21 protein-coding genes and 1 other RNA gene are annotated in these 19,350 nt (G+C 29.9%); 14 read left to right on the top strand and 8 right to left on the bottom strand.

Annotated features, from left to right (window positions below):
* The first annotated feature begins 10 nt into the window (after positions 1-10).
* From EL235_RS04075 to EL235_RS04030, 10 genes are all read left to right on the top strand, one after another.
* On the top strand, positions 11-904 hold the full coding sequence (locus EL235_RS04075) for a polyprenyl synthetase family protein (RefSeq protein WP_114640770.1): 894 nt from the start codon (positions 11-13) through the stop codon (positions 902-904).
* Entirely contained in the window at positions 904-2,211 is a 1,308-nt protein-coding gene (gene hemA, locus EL235_RS04070; RefSeq protein ID WP_126340863.1) for a glutamyl-tRNA reductase, read from the top strand. Before EL235_RS04075 ends, hemA begins: the two co-directional genes overlap by 1 nt.
* On the top strand, positions 2,198-3,898 hold the full coding sequence (locus EL235_RS04065) for a proline--tRNA ligase (protein WP_126341192.1): 1,701 nt from the start codon (positions 2,198-2,200) through the stop codon (positions 3,896-3,898). The genes hemA and EL235_RS04065 overlap by 14 nt, the downstream gene beginning before the upstream one ends.
* On the top strand, positions 3,895-4,293 hold the full coding sequence (locus EL235_RS04060) for an FxsA family protein (RefSeq protein WP_087684698.1): 399 nt from the start codon (positions 3,895-3,897) through the stop codon (positions 4,291-4,293). The genes EL235_RS04065 and EL235_RS04060 overlap by 4 nt, the downstream gene beginning before the upstream one ends.
* Positions 4,284-5,210, top strand: coding sequence for a hydroxymethylbilane synthase (hemC, locus tag EL235_RS04055; protein ID WP_126340862.1), 927 nt, complete (start codon positions 4,284-4,286; stop codon positions 5,208-5,210). Before EL235_RS04060 ends, hemC begins: the two co-directional genes overlap by 10 nt.
* Positions 5,211-7,004 carry a menaquinone biosynthesis decarboxylase gene (locus tag EL235_RS04050; RefSeq protein ID WP_126340861.1) on the top strand — a complete coding sequence of 598 codons (1,794 nt, stop codon included), beginning with the start codon at positions 5,211-5,213 and terminating at the stop codon, positions 7,002-7,004.
* A 121-nt stretch (positions 7,005-7,125) separates the two neighbouring features.
* On the top strand, positions 7,126-7,470 hold the full coding sequence (flaG, locus tag EL235_RS04045) for a flagella length regulator FlaG (RefSeq protein WP_126340860.1): 345 nt from the start codon (positions 7,126-7,128) through the stop codon (positions 7,468-7,470).
* Between the two features lie 2 nt (positions 7,471-7,472).
* A complete protein-coding gene (fliD, locus tag EL235_RS04040) occupies positions 7,473-9,764 on the top strand; it encodes a flagellar filament capping protein FliD (protein WP_126340859.1) in 2,292 nt (763 codons plus the stop codon).
* Positions 9,765-9,781: 17 nt separating this feature from the next.
* On the top strand, positions 9,782-10,153 hold the full coding sequence (gene fliS / locus EL235_RS04035; RefSeq protein WP_039626068.1) for a flagellar export chaperone FliS: 372 nt from the start codon (positions 9,782-9,784) through the stop codon (positions 10,151-10,153).
* Complete coding sequence (locus EL235_RS04030) at positions 10,150-10,365, top strand: hypothetical protein (RefSeq protein WP_039618292.1); 216 nt, start codon at positions 10,150-10,152, stop codon at positions 10,363-10,365. The genes fliS and EL235_RS04030 overlap by 4 nt, the downstream gene beginning before the upstream one ends.
* On the opposite strand, the gene rnpB is transcribed toward EL235_RS04030, so the two are convergent.
* The 8 genes from rnpB to EL235_RS03990 form a co-directional block, all read right to left on the bottom strand.
* Positions 10,360-10,683, bottom strand: an RNA gene (rnpB, locus tag EL235_RS04025) — RNase P RNA component class A. The genes EL235_RS04030 and rnpB overlap by 6 nt on opposite strands.
* Positions 10,684-10,709: 26 nt before the next feature.
* On the bottom strand, positions 10,710-11,249 hold the full coding sequence (locus EL235_RS04020) for a hypothetical protein (RefSeq protein WP_126340858.1): 540 nt from the start codon (positions 11,247-11,249) through the stop codon (positions 10,710-10,712).
* Entirely contained in the window at positions 11,212-12,222 is a 1,011-nt protein-coding gene (locus tag EL235_RS04015; protein WP_126340857.1) for a hypothetical protein, read from the bottom strand. Before EL235_RS04015 ends, EL235_RS04020 begins: the two co-directional genes overlap by 38 nt.
* A complete protein-coding gene (gene era / locus EL235_RS04010; RefSeq protein ID WP_126340856.1) occupies positions 12,212-13,084 on the bottom strand; it encodes a GTPase Era in 873 nt (290 codons plus the stop codon). Before era ends, EL235_RS04015 begins: the two co-directional genes overlap by 11 nt.
* On the bottom strand, positions 13,081-14,400 hold the full coding sequence (hslU, locus tag EL235_RS04005; RefSeq protein ID WP_126340855.1) for an ATP-dependent protease ATPase subunit HslU: 1,320 nt from the start codon (positions 14,398-14,400) through the stop codon (positions 13,081-13,083). The genes era and hslU overlap by 4 nt, the downstream gene beginning before the upstream one ends.
* Entirely contained in the window at positions 14,397-14,939 is a 543-nt protein-coding gene (hslV, locus tag EL235_RS04000; RefSeq protein ID WP_039618282.1) for an ATP-dependent protease subunit HslV, read from the bottom strand. Before hslV ends, hslU begins: the two co-directional genes overlap by 4 nt.
* Positions 14,939-15,382 (bottom strand): 50S ribosomal protein L9, encoded by a 444-nt coding sequence (gene rplI, locus EL235_RS03995; RefSeq protein WP_114640308.1) that lies wholly within the window; start codon positions 15,380-15,382, stop codon positions 14,939-14,941. Before rplI ends, hslV begins: the two co-directional genes overlap by 1 nt.
* 12 nt (positions 15,383-15,394) lie before the next feature.
* Entirely contained in the window at positions 15,395-16,615 is a 1,221-nt protein-coding gene (locus EL235_RS03990) for an argininosuccinate synthase (protein ID WP_126340854.1), read from the bottom strand.
* Positions 16,616-16,728: 113 nt separating this feature from the next.
* On the opposite strand from EL235_RS03990, the gene EL235_RS03985 reads away from it, so the two are divergent.
* The 4 genes from EL235_RS03985 to EL235_RS03970 are packed head-to-tail and all read left to right on the top strand — an operon-like array spanning position 16,729 to position 19,346.
* Positions 16,729-16,977 (top strand): RNA-binding S4 domain-containing protein, encoded by a 249-nt coding sequence (locus EL235_RS03985; protein ID WP_039618276.1) that lies wholly within the window; start codon positions 16,729-16,731, stop codon positions 16,975-16,977.
* Positions 16,974-17,381: a tRNA (adenosine(37)-N6)-threonylcarbamoyltransferase complex ATPase subunit type 1 TsaE gene (tsaE, locus tag EL235_RS03980; protein WP_126340853.1), complete on the top strand. Its 408-nt coding sequence runs from the start codon at positions 16,974-16,976 to the stop codon at positions 17,379-17,381. Before EL235_RS03985 ends, tsaE begins: the two co-directional genes overlap by 4 nt.
* Positions 17,374-18,099, top strand: coding sequence for an LPS export ABC transporter ATP-binding protein (lptB, locus tag EL235_RS03975; protein WP_039618272.1), 726 nt, complete (start codon positions 17,374-17,376; stop codon positions 18,097-18,099). Before tsaE ends, lptB begins: the two co-directional genes overlap by 8 nt.
* Entirely contained in the window at positions 18,099-19,346 is a 1,248-nt protein-coding gene (locus tag EL235_RS03970) for an RNA polymerase factor sigma-54 (protein WP_039626054.1), read from the top strand. The genes lptB and EL235_RS03970 overlap by 1 nt, the downstream gene beginning before the upstream one ends.
* The last annotated feature ends 4 nt before the right edge of the window (positions 19,347-19,350 follow it).

Genomic DNA, 19,350 nt, shown 5'->3' with positions numbered 1-19,350 from the left:
GGAAAACATGGTGCAAAAGATCGATCAATATATGCATGAATTTTTATCCGAGCTAAACTACAAGCCTATTTTAATCATGAGTTCAAAACTTCAAGGTGGTAAAAAATTACGCTCAAAATTACTTTTAAAAATAGCTGGAGAAAGTGATATTAGCTATAAAATCTGTGCTATTATAGAGTTAATTCATGCTGCAAGTTTATTGCATGATGATGTGATTGATGAGGCAAAATTAAGAAGAGGCGTAAAGTCTATTAATGCACAATTTGGAGCCAAAAATGCCATCATGCTTGGAGATATCTTATATTCAAAAGCTTTCTATGAACTTTCTTTGATTGATTTAAAATTAGCAAAAATTATCTCTAATGCCGTTGTAATGCTTTCTGTTGGCGAGTTAATGGATGTAAATTTAAGTGAAACTTTCAATACTGATAAAAATGCTTATTTGCAAATGATATATAATAAAACAGCGGTTTTAATCGAAGCTAGTGCAAGATGCGGAGCAATACTTGCCGGTTTAGATGAAAATGATTTTGCAGAATATGGTAAAAATTTGGGTTTGGCTTTTCAAATTGTAGATGATATTTTAGATATTAAAGGCGATGAACAAACCTTGGGAAAACCAGTTATGAATGATTTTAAAGAAGGTAAAACTACTCTTGCTTATATGTATTTATGTGAAAAATTAAATCCACAAGATCAAGAAATACTTAAGTCTTATTATAAGAAAGATTTAAGTGCGGATGAGCTTAATTGGATTAAAAATAAAATGCAAGAATATGGAATTTTTAATCAAGTTGGCCAAGAATTAAATACTTATGCAAATAACGCCTTAAACGCTATAAAAAAATACAATATAAAAGTTTTAGAAGATATTATCAAAAGTATGATAGAAAGGGAATTTTAATGCATTATTATTGTATCAGTTTTACACATAAAAATACAGATATTGCTACCAGAGAAAAACTTTCCTTTTCTAATGAAGATAAAAAAAGAGAGTTGTTAAAGTTAATCCATACTAATAATAAAATTTTAGAAAGCCTAGTACTTAGTACTTGTAATAGGGTTGAAATTTTTCTTTTTGTTGGGAATATTGAAAGCATTAATGAGCATATTTTAAAAACACTTAGTTTGCTTTGTGGAGTTGATAAAGAAAATTTAAGCACTAAGGCTGATTTTTACGAAGACAGTGGAGCTATTCATCATTTATTTTCCGTAGCAAGTTCGCTTGATAGTTTGGTTATTGGTGAAACACAAATTGCTGGACAATTAAAAGATGCTTATAAATTTGCCCTGCAAGAGCAAAGATGTGGTGTGCATTTAACTAGAGCGGTGCATTATGCTTTTAAATGTGCAGCAAATGTTAGAAATCAAACCGAAATTTCTAAAAATCCTATTTCAGTTGCTTCAGTAGCAGTAGCAAAAGCCAAAGAACTCCTAAATTTAGAAAATAAAACTGCAGTTGTAGTAGGTGCAGGGGAAATGAGCGAACTAGCCTGTAAGCATTTATTAAATGCTAAGGCCAAAGTATTAATATTAAATAGAGATATACAAAATGCCCAAAAGCTTTGTGAGGATTTGGGTGAAAATGCAAGTTGTGAAAGTATTGCAAATTTAAAAGAAGCATTAAATCAATATGAGATATTTTTTAGCGCCACAAATGCTCCGCATGCTATTATAACTAATGATTTATTAGAAGAAAAAGATTATAAAAGATATTTTTTTGATATAGCGGTGCCTAGGGATATTGATGTAAAAGCAAATGAAAAAAATATAGTCTATGCTGTTGATGATTTAGAAGAAGTTGTAAGAAAAAATTTAACTCTAAGAGAACACCAAGCCCAAATCGCTTATTCTATAGTAGGAACTATGACAAATGAATTTTTTCAACATCTAAGCAAACTAGCAACCTTACCTTTAGTGAAACAACTACGTTTACAAGCTGATAAAATCGCTAAAGAACAATTACAAAAGGCTATAGATAAAGGATATTTAAAACACTCAAACCATGAAGAAGCAAGAAAGCTTATAAGACAAGTAATGAATGCCTTTTTACATCATCCTAGTGTAAATTTAAAAAAGCTAAGTGGAACTATGCAAAATGATTCAGTAGTTAATGCTATGCGTTATGTGTTTGATTTAAAAAATGAAAATATGGAAGGTTTAAACCTTTATAAATGTGAATTTAATTTGGAGAATAATCATGAAATTTAGTAAATTTTATGCCATAAGTACAAAAGAAAATCCAAAAGACGCTACTTTACCAAGTCATATATTTTTAGTTAAAGGTGCCTTTGTAGAACAAATTGGAAGTGGTTTGTATAATTTTTTACCTTTAGGAAAAAGAGTTTTAGATAAGATTAAAAATATCATCAAAGAAGAAATGGATAAAGCGGGAGCTTTAGAAGTAAATTTAAGTTTTAATACTCCAGCTGAACTTTGGAAAGAAAGTGGAAGATTTAATGTTTTTGGCAAAGAGCTTTTACGCTTTAAAGATAGAAAAGAAAATGATTTTGTCTTAGGGCCAACTCATGAAGAAGCTATGGTGGCTTTAGTAAGAAATAAAATAAATTCTTACAAACAACTTCCTTTACATTTATATCAAATAGGACTTAAATTTAGAGATGAAGCTAGACCTAGATTTGGACTTTTAAGATGTAGAGAATTTTTAATGAAAGATGGTTATAGTTTTCATGCTAATGAAGCTGATTTAGACAAAGAATTTAATCTTATGTATGAAACTTATAGTAAAATTCTTACAAGATTAGGACTTGAATTTAGAGCTGTTGAAGCTGATAGCGGGGCTATTGGTGGAAGCGGTTCAAAAGAATTTATGGTTTTGGCTAAAAATGGCGAGGATGATATATTATTATGTGAGCATTGTGATTATGCTGCAAATATTGAAGCAGCAAAAAGAGCTAAAAAAAGTTGCGAAGATGAAAGACCAGAAGCTGACTTTGCTACACAATTTCACACTCCAAATGTAAAAACTATAGAAGAATTAGCAGAATTTTTTAAAATTAACCCTTACTATACTATTAAAGCTATTGCTAAAAAAGCTATTTATGAAAATGAAGAAAAAATTGTAGTATTTTTTATACGCGGTGATGATGAATTACAAGAAGTTAAAGCACTAAATGCGGCAAATGCACTAGAATTAGTTGATGTAAGTGAAGAAGAATTAGAAAAAGCAGGTTTAGTGCCAGGATTTATCGGTTTTGTAGGATTAAATGGAGTTGATTTTTATATTGATCATGAGCTTGAAAATGAAACAAATATGATTATTGGAGCAAATAAAAAAGATTATCATTTAGTCGGAATCAATGTTGTAAATTTAAATAAAGAGCGCTTTAAAGATCTTGCGGCAGTTAAAGAGCATGATCTTTGTCCAAAATGCCAACACAAGCTTAAGCAAAGCAAAGGTATTGAAGTAGGGCATATTTTTAAACTTGGAAATAAATACTCAAAAGCAATGAATGCAAGCTATTTAGATGAAAATGGTAAAGCTCAATTTTTCACTATGGGTTGTTATGGTATGGGTGTTAGTCGTTTGGTTGCGGTTGCCATAGAAGCAAGCCATGATGAAAAAGGCTGTATTTGGAATAAAACTTTAGCTCCTTTTGTTTTAGATATCATCGTTTCTAATATAAAAGATACAAAAGCTATGGAATTTGCTGAGCAAATTTACACTCATTTTAGAGATAAAGAAATTTTATTTGATGATAGAAATGAGCGTTTTGGTGTAAAGATTAATGATTTTGAATTAATGGGCTTTCCTTATGCTTTAGTTATAGGCAAAGGCTTAGAAAATAATGAAGTAGAGTTAATCCATAGAAATACCTTAGAAAAACAAGTTTTAAAAACCCAAGAAGTAATTTCACACTTAGAGAAAATTCTATGATAGCAAGAATAAATATAAGTGCATTTTTGATTTTAGAATTAATTGCTAGTATTTTATTTATAGCCTTTTTTGGTTTTTTAAATTTTTTTATGATAGTTTTTGCAAGTATGTTTTTAGGAGCAATGTTTTTAGCAAAGACTTGGACAAATCTCATTACTATGCAAAATACTAACACGAATTTATTTGGTATGATTAAATTATTTTCCTTAACTATAGTAGGAATTTTACTTTTAATACCAGGAATTTTAAGTACATTTTTAGGAATTTTGCTTTTATTTTTTATGATGGCACTAAAACTTTTTACAAAACAAAAAAGAAAATATCATCATCAAACAAATAATGAAGAAGAAATCATAGATGTAGAAATCATACAGGAGCATAAAAAATGCAATTAATTATCGCAACAAGAAAAAGCCAACTTGCATTATGGCAAAGTGAGTATATAAAAAATAAACTATCACAAACACATTCTGAATTAGAAATTTCTTTAGAGGGTTTTAAAACTAAAGGTGATGTTTTACTTGATTCACCTTTAGCTAAAATAGGTGGAAAAGGACTTTTCACAAAAGAGCTTGAAGAAAGTATGTTAAGAGGCGATTCGCATTTAGCTGTGCACAGTTTAAAAGATGTGCCTAGTTTTTTCCCAAAAGGTTTGGTTTTAGCTGCTATTTCAAAAAGAGAGGTAGTAAATGATGCTTTTTTGAGTGAATATTATGAAGACTTAAATGCCCTTCCAAAAGGTGCAAAAGTAGGTACAACAAGTCTTAGAAGAAGAATGCAACTTTTAGCACTAAGACCTGATTTAAACATCATTTCTCTAAGAGGTAATATTAACTCACGCTTAGAAAAACTTAAAGCCAAAGAATTTGACGCTATTATTTTAGCTTTAGCTGGTATTAAACGCTTAGGTTTGGATAAAGAAATAAAATACATTAGGGCTTTTGAACTTGATGAGATGATACCTGCTGCTTCCCAAGGAGCCTTAGGCATAGAAAGCATTGATGATAAGAAAATTTTAAAATACCTTGAATGCTTAAATGACGAAAATGCCTTCATAGAAACCCATATAGAAAGAGATTTTATAAAAACTCTAGAAGGTGGCTGCCAAGTACCTATAGGAATTAATGCAAAAATCATTGATGAAAAAATAGAAATTCGCGCCATAGTAGGCTTACCTGATGCAAGTAAAATTCTCAAAGAAAAAAGAGTGATTAATAAACAAGATTACGCAAATACAGGCGAGCTTTTAGCTAAAGAAATGATAGCAAAAGGCGCAAAAGAAATTTTAAAAGAAGCAGAGAGTATGATATAAATGCAAAAATTCATAGAGCTTTTAGAAAAAAATAATTTATTAAAAACCATCCATGAACCTGTTGATGTTGATCTTGAAATGGCACATTTAGCTTATATAGAAGTTAAAAAAGAAGATTCAAAAGCCTTACTTTTTACTAATGCAGTAAAAAATGGTAAAAAATACGATTATCCCGTACTTTTAAATACTTTTTGTAATAAAAAAGCTTTAAATTTGGCATTTGGGAAAGACTATGAGGAAGTAGCTAAAGAAATTAGTTCTTTACTTAAAATGCATATACCACAAAGTTTTGGAGCAAAATTAAATTTTTTCAAAACCTTACTTGATTTAAAAAATATCCCACCAAAACGCATTAAAAAAGATGGAGAATTTAACTACAAAAGCTTAAATTCTTTATATGATATGCCTATTTTAAAAACTTGGGAAAAAGACGCTGCGCCTTTTATTACCATGGGGCAAGTTTACACTCAAAGCTTAGATGGAAAACAAAATAATCTTGGAATGTATCGCTTGCAAGTGGTTGATGAAAAAACCTTGCTTATGCATTGGCAAATTCATAAAGATGCGAGCCATTTTTTTCATGAGTATAAAAAAGCAAATCAAAAAATGCCAGTAAGCATAGCTATAGGTGGAGATCCTTTATATATTTGGTGTGCTCAAGCACCTTTACCAAAAGGAATTTTTGAACTTTTACTTTATGGTTTTATCAAGAAAAAACCTGTAATTTTGGCAAAATGTAAAAGCAATCATCTTTATGTGCCTTATGATAGTGATTTTGTGATTGAAGGCTTTGTAGATCCAAATGAATTTGCACCTGAGGGACCTTTTGGAGATCATACGGGTTTTTACACTCCGATTGAGCTTTGTCCTATTTTAAAAGTAGAAAAAATCTTTGCTAAAAAAAATGCGATTTATCAAGCTACTGTTGTGGGAAAACCACCTTTAGAAGATAAATACATGGGGCTTGGCACAGAAAGAATTTTTTTACCTTTACTTCAGACAAACGCGCCTGATTTGATAGATTATAACATGCCTGAAAACGGGGTTTTTCATAATCTAATCTTGGCTAAAATAGAAGCAAAATACCCAGCTCATGCAAAACAAGTCATGCATACTTTTTGGGGAGTAGGGCAAATGAGTTTTGTAAAACATGCTATTTTTGTTGATGAAAATGCACCTTACTTGCAAGATTATGACAAACTCATACCTTATATACTTAATCGTTTTGATGAAGAAAAATTACTTATTAGTGAAGGAATTTGCGATCAGCTTGATCATGCTTCAAGTACTTATTGTTATGGTGGTAAAGCAGGGCTTGATGCGTGTGGTGATGAGAAAAAAGTCGAGCTTGAAATTCTAAGCGATGAAACCTTGCTTTCGCTTTTTAAAGAAAAAGATCAAAGTATTTTAAAATTAAAGCAGTTTTACACCCAAACCTTTGCTCCAATTTGTGTAATTTTAATTGATAAAAAAGAAAAAATTACTCAAATTTTTGAAAAATTACAAACTTGTAAAAAACATTTTAGAATCTTAGTTTTCTTGGATATAGATGCTATTTTAGAAAATCCTTATATGCTAATTTGGCGCGTGGTAAATAATATTGATGCAAAAAGAGATATATTTATTAAAAAAGATTGCATTGCAATCGATGCGACAAATAAAGGATTATTAGAAGATTACCATAAAGAATGGCCTTTAATGACAAATTGCTCCAAAGAAGTTATAGATAGACTTATTGCTAAAAATTTACTTCCAAATGATGAAAAATTATTCAAAAAGTTTGAAATTTTTTAATTTTAAACTTTTTGAGAACACTTTTTGCTTATCAAGAAAATATAGATTTTTAATCTAAATATTAAGTTTTTTAAAATTATGTCGATAGAGTATTTTAAAGTCTTTTAAAAAGGAGTTTAAAATGGACATTGGAAACAATATTCAAAGAGATGCAAATGTAACTCATTTTAATACAAAAAGTATTGAAAAAGCACCTCAAGAGAATAAGCAACAAGTTAATTTAAATAATCAAGATGAGAATTTAAATGAAAAACTAAAAAATGCAACAGAAAAACTTAATAACCAAATGGAAACACTAGGAACAAATGTTCGTTTTGCATTTAATGATAAAATTAATGAAATGTATATAAATGTAACTGAAAAAGATACTGGAAAGCTGATACGTAAAATTCCTAGTGAAGAAGCAATGAAATTAATAGAACATTTTAAAGGTGTTATAGGTACTATTTTTGATAAGGAGAGTTAATCATGGCAGTAGGTAGTTTAGGAAGCTTAGGGATAGGTTCAGGTGTTTTAACAAGTGATACGCTAAATAAACTTAAAGAGGCGGAAATGAATGCGAATTTGAAATTTTATAATTCGCAACTTGAAACTAACGGTTTAAGACAAAAAGACTTAGCAGAACTTGAAGCTAAACTACTTGCATTTCAAACTGCTGTAAATAGTCTTGGCGATGCAACACAATTTAATCAAAAAAAAGTTTCTCCTAGTGTAAGTGGCGATAGTGCTGCTGCTAGTTTAACCGTAGGATCTTTATCTAATCTTACCAATATGAAAGTTATTGTGGATCAACTTGCTCAAAAAGATGTTTATCAAAGCAATGGTTTTAAAGATAAAACTTCTTCTGTTATGCAAAGTTTAGGATTGCAAGGAGGAAATACTTCTTTTACCATAACTCAAAATGGAAAAGAATATAAAATTGATATAGATCAAAGCACAACTGTAGCTCAACTTGCTGAAAAAATAAATTCTGCAACAGGAGGTAAGGTAGAAGCTAAAATAGTCAATACCGGAGATAGAGAAAATCCATATCGACTAGTTGTGCAAAGCAAAGATACAGGAACTCAAAATAATATTTCTTTTTCAGGCAATGAAGATCTTTTAAAAGGTTTAGGTTGGGAACTTGATAAAAATAGCATTAGTGCTGGCGGTTTGTTTGGTTTTAGAGAACAAGGAAATTCGGATAAGACACAAATTAGTGGGAATATAAGTGGTCAAACCTCTGATAAACTTCTCAACCCTGGAGAAAAAACTTCTTTAACTTTTGTGGTTAAAAATGGTGATAATTATGATAAATACACCATAGATATTGATGAAAATACTACCTATGAAAGTTTAGCCGAGCAAATTAGCAAAAAAACTAATGGTAAAGTTAATCTTGAATTAAAAGATGGTGCAGCAACATTTAAAACGACTAATGGTGCTGAACTTGGTATTTTTGATGGTGGTTATGCAGTAGATGAAGATGGTAACATCGATCAAACAAATTACACTAGAGATGAAAAGGCTACAAATTTATTAAGCAGTAAATTTGGAATCACTTTAGATACTAGTACTCCACAAGGTTATAATGTAAAAGCAGATAATGAAAACCATATACAAAAAGGTATGGATGCTATTTTTAGCGTTGATGGTGTTAAAATGACTAGACCAACTAATACCATTACAGATATAGCTCCTGATGCTACTTTAGAATTAAAGCAAAAAGGTGAAATTAGCTTTAATATTACTCAAGATACTGCTGCTATTTCAGAATCTTTACAAAATTTAGCAACTGCCTATAATGATTTAATGTTGAATATCACAGCAGCTACAAAATACGACCCTGATGCGGGAACAAAAGGAAATTTTGTAGGTGTAAGTTCAATCTATAACATAAAATCAGAAATTAATAATATATTACTAAAAACTATCACTGTAGATGGAACTATAACAGTTGGTGATAGCGACACTTCAGAAGGGACGAAAATATCATCTAAAGTTAGTTTGTCTTTGGCTGATTATGGGCTTACTATATCTAATGGAACTATGACTTTTGATTCTTCTAAATTTAATACCAAATTTAGTGAAGATCCAGAGATGGCTGAAAGATTTTTTGTAGGAAGCAATGGTTTTGAAGATATAAACTTAAGTGGGGAAAAAGTTGGGGGTTTTGCAAAAGACAATCCAAGCGGAATTGATTTTACTGATTCTGAATTTAAAATTATATATAATGATGAAACTATAGATTTAACCAAAACTAAAAACGGAGATCCATTTATATTAACGGGAGATACTGATGAGGAAATGGCTCAAAATCTTATAGATCATATTAATAGTTTTGGAATAGAGGGTTTAGAAGCTAGCTTTGAGATTATTAATCAGGGAAGTTCTGATCAAAAAATTCAATTTAAAATCAAAGGAACTTCAGGGAGTGATTTGGAAATTCAAGGCAAAGAAGATTTTTTAAAGCAATTTGGCTTAAGTCCTAAAACTATGTATTCAAATTGGAAAGAAGAAACTGGAACTTTTGGTGTCTTAAAAAATACTATGAGAGAAATGATGAGTTCTGAAGGATCTTTTGGTGGATATAAAGCTTCCTTAACAAAAGAATCAAAGAATTTAAATGAAACCATAGAAAATACAAAAAGCTCTATTGATACAAAATATGACACTATGTGGTCAACATGGGCAGCGTATGATAGTATTATTTCTAAATTAAATAATCAAGCAAGCGTTATTGCTAATATGATTAATGCAGCAAATAATCAAAATTCTTAAAACAGGAAAGGATTTAAATGGTAAATAGTGCAGTTTACAATGCATATTCACAAAGTCAAGCAGGTGTAGAATCTCAAGAAAAACTTATAGAAATGCTATACGGAGGAATTTTACGCTTTGCTAGTAGAATAAAAATAGCCATACAAAATGAAAATATTGAAGAAAGAGTGTATTATGTAAAAAGAGCCAGTGCTATTTTTATAGAACTTATCAATTGTCTTGACTATGAAAAAGGTGGAGATGTGGCACATTATCTAAGTGGTTTATACACTAGAGAATTACAACTTCTTTCTTTAGCCAATATAGAAAACAATGAGGCTAGAGTAGATGAAGTAATAAATGTAGTAAAAGGCTTATTAGAAGCTTGGAGGGAAGTACATCAAAAATGAGCGAAAAAAAGTGGATAGATGAATTTAAACTAGCTGTATATACTGAAGATGTGGAAAAAATAGTTAAACTCATCGAAAAACCTGATTTTAAAGATTATCCTAATGAGGCTTTAGCACTTACTAATGAAGCAATAGCTTTCATGAAAAAAAAGCAAGATGAAGTAGCTATTAATTTACAAAAACTCAAAAAAGCTTCTGCTTATATGAAGTAAAACATGGCTATAAGCCGAGTTCTGTCAAGAGCGATCATTTATCTAGACTTGTTTTTGCAAACAAGTTCAAGCGAAGGGTTATATTATAAGACTAAAACCACCCCTTCTTGCTGCAGATTGGGTTTACATAGCTAGCTTTGTTACCAAAGCTACTGGTAGGCTCTTACTCTACCGTTTCACCTTTTCCATATAAAATATGGTAGTTTTCTTTCTGTTGCACTTTCCCTTAGGTTACCCTAGCCATCCATTAGATGGAATCTTTGTCTTATTGCAGCTCGGACTTTCCTCTTCAAAAGAAGCGATCGCTTGCCATGTTTAGATAAATTCTACCAAAAAAATTATTTTTATACCAGAGCAAAAATAAGATTTAGTGTAATTTTTAATTTATTTTCATATTTTACAAGTTCTAAATTTTTAACTTTTATATATGGATCTAGTTTTTGTAAAAATTGCATTAAAAAAATAAAATCGCCAACAAAACTTAATCTTAATTCATAATAAGCAAAATATCCATCTTGATTTTTATAGCTTTGAATTTGCAAAGATTGCACCCCAATAAGATTCTTTTCTATATCCTTTAAAATACTTTGATAATCTTTATTTATGCTTAAAAACGAGCGATCATTATAAGATATATTTTCATCTTCTTTTAAATCAGAAATCACTTCTTGTTTTTGCTCGTATTTTGTTTGTAAAACATATAGTTCATCTTTTGACAACTTCATTTGTTTTTCAAAATAGTCAAAAACACCCATATAAACCATGAAAAAACCAAAAACAAAAACAACTATCAAAGACAATACAAATTCACGCCCAGATAACCTAGTAAAGATATTTTCTAAATTTTTATAAAGATTTTTCAAAAACAAGAGTAATTTTTCCATGATTAATTTCTTTATTTTTTAATACAAAATGATATTTTTTAAGATCTTCATAAAATTCATAGTCATTTTTAAGTTCTATAATAAAATCATTATTTTTAACATGTAAAGCTTCTATATAAGCTTGATGAGAATTTAAAACTCTTAAAAAATCATAAAAATCTTTATAACAAAGTGTATTTGTATAAAATTTTTGCAACAAATCAACCTTTAACTCATTTTCTTCTTGTAGTTTTTTAAGTTCTTGATTTTGTTTTTGATTTATTTTTATCTGTTCTAAAATAACATCTTGATTTTTTATTAAATTTTCATATTTTATTTTCTCATTTTCATAAAATGATTTTTGTATATATAAATATAAAGGATAAGCTAAAGCTAATAAAACTCCACAAACAAAAGCCAATAAAATCTTAAAACTAAAAGATTTTAAATGATTTATTTTTTCTTTGTTGGTAAAATTAATCTTGAATTGATCCCAATTTTTTAACAATTTTTGATAAAAAATATTACTATTAAATTTATCAAAACTGCTAAGATTTTGAGTATCATCTATGCTTATAATGTGCTTATAGGTATTTTTTAATTTTTCTTCATATTTTTTATCATAAACATTTAATGGTATAACTTTACAATTTTGAAATTCATATCCTAAATACTCCACTAAAACTATGTATTTTTCCTTAAACAATAATGCAAGATTTTCACTATTTGTATTATTTTTAAAATACACTTCAAAAAGTAGGGGTTCTGGGATTATATAATCAATATCTAGAATATCTTCATATTTGCACAAAAATACATGAGTAAAAGATTTATCTTGAAAATACTTTAACTTATAAGAAAAATCATCTTTAAGACCAAGCTCTTCAAAACTCTTTTTTAAAATTTCATCTTCGCTAATAGGATTTGCAAATTTAATATACAAAAGCTTTTCATAAGCAAGAAAATCTTTTAGAATAGTTTTCTTACCCATCATAAAGTATTTTCTTAAGGTTTTGCTCGTTTTTGTGCCAATTTTTCTCAAGCTGAACGAACAGTTTTAACATTACCTTTTTTTGTGCTAATTTTTCTATTTTCACTCTAGCTTCCTTACCTATACGCTTAATTGTAGCACCATCTTTACCTAATATCATTCCTTTGTGAGAATTACTATCTGTAATGATAGTGGCATTGATATAATAAATTTGCTCTAGTTCTTTGATTTTTTCTATTTTGACTTCAGTGCTATAAGGAATTTCATCACTTAAATTTTCATATATGGCTTCTAAGATAAAATCTCTATAAATATCCTTTTCATTTGTAGTAGTAATAAACTCAGGATCAAAATAATACGGGTGCTTGGGCAAATACTTAATCATCTCATCTAAAAGAATTTTTTTATAAAATTTTTGCTTAGCAGAATAGGGGATAATAGCACTAAAATGCGAGCTAAACTGAGAATACTCGCTTAATTTTTTAAGCAAAACTTCTTTTTTTACCAAATCAACCTTATTGATTAATACTATATGTGGCACTTTAGGGTTTAAACTTAAAAAATTTTCATAATCTTTAATATCATCATAAATACTAGCTACAAATAAAATCACATCACAATCAGCAATGCTTTTAATCGCTAAATCAATCATAAGTTGATTCATAGCTTTAGAACTTGCGTGCAAACCTGGCGTATCTATAAAAATAAGCTGATGGTTTTCATGCATTATGATCGCATTAATTTTTCTTCTTGTAGCATTTTGCTTATGAGAAACCATAGCCACTTTTTCTTCCAACAAAGAATTTAGGATAGAACTTTTTCCCGCATTAGTTCTACCCACTATGCTTATAAAGCCGCTTTTCACAAGATATACCTAGCTAAATCTTTATTTTCTATGATATCTCCAAGTTTAACTTGCACTTTAAAATCATCTATTTTATATACTTTACCTGCATATTCATCTGCTTCAAAACTAATATCTTCCAAAAGTTTTTCCACTACTGTATGTAAGCGTCTTGCACCAATATCTTGCATTTCTTCATTAGCCTTACTTGCTATTTTTGCTATTTCTCTAATAGCCTCATCTTCAAAAACAAGCTCTACATTTTCAGTTTTTAAAAGCTCAATATACTGCGTTAGCAATGAATTTTTAGGTCTTGTTAAAATAGCATATAAAGCATCCTCATCTAATGAATCAAGCTCAACTCTCAAAGGAAAACGCCCTTGAAGTTCAGGGATTAAATCACTTGGCTTACTTAGATGAAAAGCACCTGCTGCAATAAATAAAATATGATCAGTTTTTAAAGGACCAAATTTAGTTTGTATAGTGCTACCTTCAACTATTGGAAGCAAATCTCTTTGCACTCCTTCTTTGCTTGGATCTTGGCGGTTTGAATTTGAGCTTGAAACTGCTACCTTATCTATCTCATCGATAAAAATAATCCCTTCATTTTCAGCTCTTCTTAAAGCCTCGCCTTTAATACTTTCCATATCAAGAATTTTCTCACTTGCTTCTTGAGCTAGAGCTATTCTTGCATCTTTTACTTTCATTTCTTTTTTAACTTTTTTATTACCCACACCAATAACTTTTACTATATCTTGCATAGCGCCCATTTCAGGTGGTAAATTTGGATTAGTATCAAATACACTTTGTGAAATTTCAACTTCTATTGTGCTATTATCTAAATCACCAGCTTTTAATTTCACGCGCATTTTTTCTAAAGAATTTTGATACTCTTCTTGTTTTTCTTCGCTAACACCTTTTGGTAAGGGCGGTAAAAGTTTTTCTAAAATCTTATTTTCTATAAATTCATTAATCTTTTCTTTATTTTTTTCTTTTTCTTCATTTTTTACTAAATTTAAAGCAGCATTAGCCAAATCTCTAACCATACTTTCTACATCACGCCCAACAAAACCAACTTCAGTATATTTACTTGCTTCAACTTTTACAAAAGGAAGTCCCATCATCTTAGCAAGGCGTCTTGCAATCTCTGTTTTACCAACTCCAGTTGATCCTATCATTAAAATATTTTTTGGCATGATATCATCTTGAAGTTCAGGACTAAGCTGCATTCTTCTATAACGATTTCTTAAAGCAATTGCTATGATTTTTTTGGCATTTTTTTGTCCAATTACATAATCATCTAAAAATTTCACAATCTCTTTTGGAGTTAAATTCATTTATCATCCTCAATTACATAAGTTTTAATATTTGTATTTGTATAAATGCAAATTTCACCAGCTATTTGCAAGCTTTCTTTAACTAATTCTTCCTCATCTAAACTTGAGTGTTTAGCTAAAGCTCTTGCAGCAGAAAGCGCGTAGTTGCCACCACTTCCAATAGCTGCTATAGCGCCATCTTCAGGCTCAACTACATCTCCAGTTCCTGAAAGTAAAAATATATGATTTCTATCTAACACTAGCATCATTGCTTCAAGTTTTCTTAGATATTTATCCTTACGCCATTCTTTTGAAAAATCTATTGCAGCTTTTAATAAATCACCCTTAGAACTAGAAAGTAGTTTTTCAAACATATCAAAAAGATTAAAAGCATCAGCAGTGCTTCCTGCAAAGCCTGCTAATACTTTTCCATTGTTTAACTTTCTAATTTTAACTGCATTATTTTTTAAAACAGTATTTCCAAAACTTACTTGTCCATCTCCACCAATTACAGACTTATTTTTACCTTTATAAGCTAAAATTGTAGTTGCGTGAAACATTATTCTCCTTTAACTTCTAGCTTAAATACAGCATGAATTGCATGGCCTAATTTTGCTGAAATTTCATGCACACCAAGTTCTTTTATAGTATCACATTCTAAGCTTTTTTTATCAAGCTCTATGCCTTTTTGTTCTTTTAGCGCATGAGCGATTTCATCTTTAGTAACCCCGCCAAACAAGCTTCCATTAGCTCCTACAGGCTTAGCTATACAAATAGTGATTTTAGATAATTCTTCTTTTAATTTTTCCAAATTTGCAAGCTCAAATCTTAAATTTTCTGCCTTTTTCTTTTGCTCTGCTTCATATTGTTTTAAAACTTCATGTGTAGCAGCTTTAGCAAAACCTTTGGCAATTAAAAAATTTTGCCCATATCCATCTTTTACTTCTTTAACTTCTCCTGCTTTTCCTAAGCTTTTTACATCTTTGATTAATAATACTTTCATTGTTTTCCTTTTTTAAAATTTTCTTCCATTTTTACCTGCGATAATAAATCTTAAAGCATTTAATCTTATAAAACCTGCTGCATCTTTTTGATCATACACAGCATCTTCTTCAAAAGTACAATAAGCCTCACTAAATAAACTATCATTCGCACTTTCTCTGCCTATTACCATCACATTACCTTTATATAATTCAAGTTTAACTTTACCATTTACATATTTTTGTGACTCATCAATTAAGGCTTGAAGCATTAATCTTTCAGGTGAGAACCAATAGCCATTATAAATCAAACTTGCATATTTTGGCATTAATTCATCTTTTAAATGTGCTGCTTCTCTATCAAGAGTGATACTTTCTATAGCACGGTGTGCTTTTAAAAGTATACTTCCACCTGGAGTTTCATAACAACCTCTACTTTTCATACCAACATAGCGATTTTCAACAATATCAAGACGACCTATACCATGTTTTACACCAAGCTCATTAAGTTTTGCTAAAAGCTGTGCAGGAGACATTTTTTCTCCATTAATAGCACACAAATCGCCTTTACTAAACTCAAGCTCTATCACTTCACTTTCATTTGGAGTTTCTTTTAAATCTTTCACCCAACGCCACATATCTGCTTCGGGTTTAGCCGCAGGATCTTCAAGCACTAAACCTTCATAAGAAATATGCAATAAATTTGCATCCATAGAATAAGGTGATTTACCTGGCTTTTTAGCTATATCAATGCCATGTTTTTGCGCATAAGCCAAAAGTTTTTCACGGCTATTTAAATCCCATTCTCTCCAAGGAGCAATGATGGCTAAGTTTGGATTTAGTGCCAAAGCACCTAATTCAAAACGCACTTGATCATTTCCCTTACCAGTTGCTCCATGGCTGATGGCATCTGCACTTGTTTTATTTGCTATTTCTACTAAAGCTTTTGCTATCAAAGGTCTTGCTATGCTTGTACCCAGTAAATATTCTCCTTCATAAATAGCATTTGCTCTAAACATAGGAAATACATAATCTTTTACAAATTCATCTTTTAAATCTTGAATAAAAATATTTTCTTCTTTTACGCCTAAAGAAAGAGCTTTTTTTCTAGCAGGCTCAAGCTCTTCACCTTGTCCAATATCTGCTGTGAAAGTTACCACTTCACATTTATACTCATCTTGCAACCATTTTAAAATTATACTTGTGTCAAGTCCACCAGAATATGCTAAAACCACTTTTTTGATATCTTTTTTCATTGTCTTTCCTCTTTGTAAAAATAATTTTAAAATTTAACGAATTTAGCTTAATATAATGTAAAATATTTAGACATTTTATAACATTTTCTTGTATTTTTTGATAAAATATTTTTATGAGAATAGATAAGTTTTTAAATGTAGTTAATATTACTAAGCGTCGTGCTATTTCAGAAGATATGTGTAAAAGTGGCGTAGTAAGTATAAACAATCAAGTGGTTAAAGCTAGTAAAGAAGTAAAAATTGGTGATGAAATAAGCATTAAATTTATAGAATATACTAATATCTATAAAGTCTTAGACATACCAACAACTAAAAGCATACCAAAAGCTATGCAAGAAAAATATGTGGTAAAAATTCAATGAAAGAAATGATTTTAAGTCAAAATGAGCTTTATAAGCTTTGTGAAATTTTACCTAAAAATGGAGTTATTTTACTTCAAGGGGAATTAGCAAGTGGTAAAACCACTTTGGTTCAAAATTATGCTCAATTTCTTGGAGTAGAAAAAACGCTTAATTCTCCTACATTTTCTATCATGCAAGAATATGATTTTCAACAAGGCAAAATGTATCATTATGATATTTATCAAGAAGGTTTTGATGGACTTTTAAAAAATGGTTTGATTGAAAATTTTTTTGAAGAGGGTTTGCATTTAGTAGAATGGGGTGATGAAAAATTAAAAAAATACTTAGATAAATATCAAATTTTTAATATAATTTTACAAATCATTCCTTATGAAAATAAAAGAAAGTATATAATACATGAGTAAGCTAGAAGCTAGAAATTTAGAAAAAATCATTAAAAAAACTAAAATCATACACGATGTTTCACTAGAAGTACAAAGCGGGGAAGTAGTAGGACTTTTAGGGCCTAATGGAGCAGGAAAAACTACAAGTTTTTATATGATATGTGGGCTTATTTTACCAACAAGCGGGCAGGTGTTTTTAGACTCACAAGATATCACGAAAGAACCGCTTAATAAAAGAGCAAAGCTTGGTATTGGGTATTTACCTCAAGAAAGTAGTGTTTTTAAAGATTTAAGTGTGGAAGAAAATTTACTTTTAGCCGCCCAAGTAATATATAAGGATAAAAATTTATTAGAACAAAAGATAGAGCAAATGCTAGAATTACTTAGCATAGAACCTATTAGACATAGAAAAGGTATGAGTTTAAGTGGGGGTGAAAGAAGGCGTTGTGAAATCGCAAGATCACTTATGTGTGATCCTAAATTTTTACTTCTTGATGAACCATTTGCTGGGGTTGATCCTATCGCAGTGAGTGAAATTCAAAGTTTGATTAATGATTTAAAGGCTATGAATATAGGTGTTTTGATCACTGATCATAATGTAAGAGAAACTCTAGCAATTTGCGATAGAGCTTATGTGATTAGAAGCGGAAGGTTGCTAGCTAGTGGCAATGCTAATGAAATTGCACATAATGAAGATGTTAAAAAATACTATCTTGGAAGTGAGTTTAGACTTGAATAATGCTTAAACAAAAAACCTCTATAACACAAAAAGCAAAACTATCACAAACCTTAAGATCTTGGCTTCCTATATTGCAAGCTAATATTGAAGATCTAAAAGAAAGCTTAGATGAATTTGCTAAAGAAAATCCTTTTATAGAGATTAAAGAAAACTCAAGCATCACAAACAATCAAAACAAATATTATCAAGAATATTTTAGCAAAAACACCACAACACAAATGATTGATGCAAAAAGCTTGGAAGTAAAAAATGTATATGAACTTTTAAGCGAGCAAATCATACCACCATTTTTTCCTACTAGAAAATCCCAAACCATTGCTGAAAAAATCATAGAATGTTTAAACCATGAAGGTTATTTTGAGTATGATGAGGAAATTTTAGGCGAATTTGATCCTTTAGAAGTGGAAAAAATCAGACAAAGATTTAAATACCTTGATCCTGTTGGAGTAGGGGCAAAAGATAATCAAGAAGCTTTTATTTTTGCATTAGAGCATTTTGACTTAGATGATGAACTTTACGAGTTTTGCAAAATGCTAATTTTAAATTTAGAAAATGCAAAAGATTTTATCAAAGATCCTTTGTATAAAAAGGCTATAGCGATAATTAAAAAAATCTCCATTCCGCCTTTTTTGGAGTATTTTGAAGAGAGCATGGAAATCATTCCTGATATATTTATTTATCAAGAAAATGGTGAAATTAAAATTAAAATCAATGATGATTATTACCCTGAAATTGCTTTTGAAGCAGATGGTTTAGATCATGAGTTTTTAAGTGCTTATTTAAAAGATGCTAAAAATTTAATCGATGCGCTAGCTATGCGTAAAGCTACCCTTTATAAACTAGGGCTTATGATTATAGAATATCAATATGATTTTTTCATGGGCGGGGATATCAAACCTATGCAGCTTAAAGATTTAGCACAAGATCTTGAAAGAAATGCTTCTACTATCTCAAGAGCAATTGCAAATAAATACTTAAGTTGCGATAGAGGTTTAATACCTTTAAAATCTTTCTTTACCACTGCAGTTGATGATGGTGAAACTTCTAATGCGACTATTAAAGATTTTCTTAGTAATTTAATTAAAAAAGAAAATCCTAAAAAACCTTTGAGTGATTTGAAAATTCTTGAACTCACTCAAAAAGAATTCCCAAGTGTGCAACTAGGGCGTAGAACTATCACAAAATACCGTATGCAACTTGGTATAGGAAGCTCAAGTGAGCGTAAAAAATTATATGAATTGATGTAGGAAA

The sequence above is a fragment of the Campylobacter lari genome, assembly GCF_900638335.1.
In the GTDB taxonomy this organism is placed as follows: domain Bacteria; phylum Campylobacterota; class Campylobacteria; order Campylobacterales; family Campylobacteraceae; genus Campylobacter_D; species Campylobacter_D lari_E.
This window is presented reverse-complemented; position numbering and strand designations above follow the sequence as displayed.

What these genes read in the sequence shown, in the direction of transcription:
- hemA (WP_126340863.1), top strand. Translation starts at nt 904, where the DNA reads ATGCATTATTATTGTATCAGTTTTACACATAAAAATACAGATATTGCT.
- EL235_RS04060 (WP_087684698.1), top strand. Translation starts at nt 3,895, where the DNA reads ATGATAGCAAGAATAAATATAAGTGCATTTTTGATTTTAGAATTAATT.
- hemC (WP_126340862.1), top strand. Translation starts at nt 4,284, where the DNA reads ATGCAATTAATTATCGCAACAAGAAAAAGCCAACTTGCATTATGGCAA.
- EL235_RS04050 (WP_126340861.1), top strand. Translation starts at nt 5,211, where the DNA reads ATGCAAAAATTCATAGAGCTTTTAGAAAAAAATAATTTATTAAAAACC.
- flaG (WP_126340860.1), top strand. Translation starts at nt 7,126, where the DNA reads ATGGACATTGGAAACAATATTCAAAGAGATGCAAATGTAACTCATTTT.
- fliD (WP_126340859.1), top strand. Translation starts at nt 7,473, where the DNA reads ATGGCAGTAGGTAGTTTAGGAAGCTTAGGGATAGGTTCAGGTGTTTTA.
- fliS (WP_039626068.1), top strand. Translation starts at nt 9,782, where the DNA reads ATGGTAAATAGTGCAGTTTACAATGCATATTCACAAAGTCAAGCAGGT.
- EL235_RS04030 (WP_039618292.1), top strand. Translation starts at nt 10,150, where the DNA reads ATGAGCGAAAAAAAGTGGATAGATGAATTTAAACTAGCTGTATATACT.
- EL235_RS04020 (WP_126340858.1), bottom strand. Translation starts at nt 11,249, where the DNA reads ATGGAAAAATTACTCTTGTTTTTGAAAAATCTTTATAAAAATTTAGAA.
- EL235_RS04015 (WP_126340857.1), bottom strand. Translation starts at nt 12,222, where the DNA reads ATGATGGGTAAGAAAACTATTCTAAAAGATTTTCTTGCTTATGAAAAG.
- hslU (WP_126340855.1), bottom strand. Translation starts at nt 14,400, where the DNA reads ATGAATTTAACTCCAAAAGAGATTGTGAAATTTTTAGATGATTATGTA.
- hslV (WP_039618282.1), bottom strand. Translation starts at nt 14,939, where the DNA reads ATGTTTCACGCAACTACAATTTTAGCTTATAAAGGTAAAAATAAGTCT.
- rplI (WP_114640308.1), bottom strand. Translation starts at nt 15,382, where the DNA reads ATGAAAGTATTATTAATCAAAGATGTAAAAAGCTTAGGAAAAGCAGGA.
- EL235_RS03990 (WP_126340854.1), bottom strand. Translation starts at nt 16,615, where the DNA reads ATGAAAAAAGATATCAAAAAAGTGGTTTTAGCATATTCTGGTGGACTT.
- EL235_RS03985 (WP_039618276.1), top strand. Translation starts at nt 16,729, where the DNA reads ATGAGAATAGATAAGTTTTTAAATGTAGTTAATATTACTAAGCGTCGT.
- tsaE (WP_126340853.1), top strand. Translation starts at nt 16,974, where the DNA reads ATGAAAGAAATGATTTTAAGTCAAAATGAGCTTTATAAGCTTTGTGAA.
- lptB (WP_039618272.1), top strand. Translation starts at nt 17,374, where the DNA reads ATGAGTAAGCTAGAAGCTAGAAATTTAGAAAAAATCATTAAAAAAACT.
- EL235_RS03970 (WP_039626054.1), top strand. Translation starts at nt 18,099, where the DNA reads ATGCTTAAACAAAAAACCTCTATAACACAAAAAGCAAAACTATCACAA.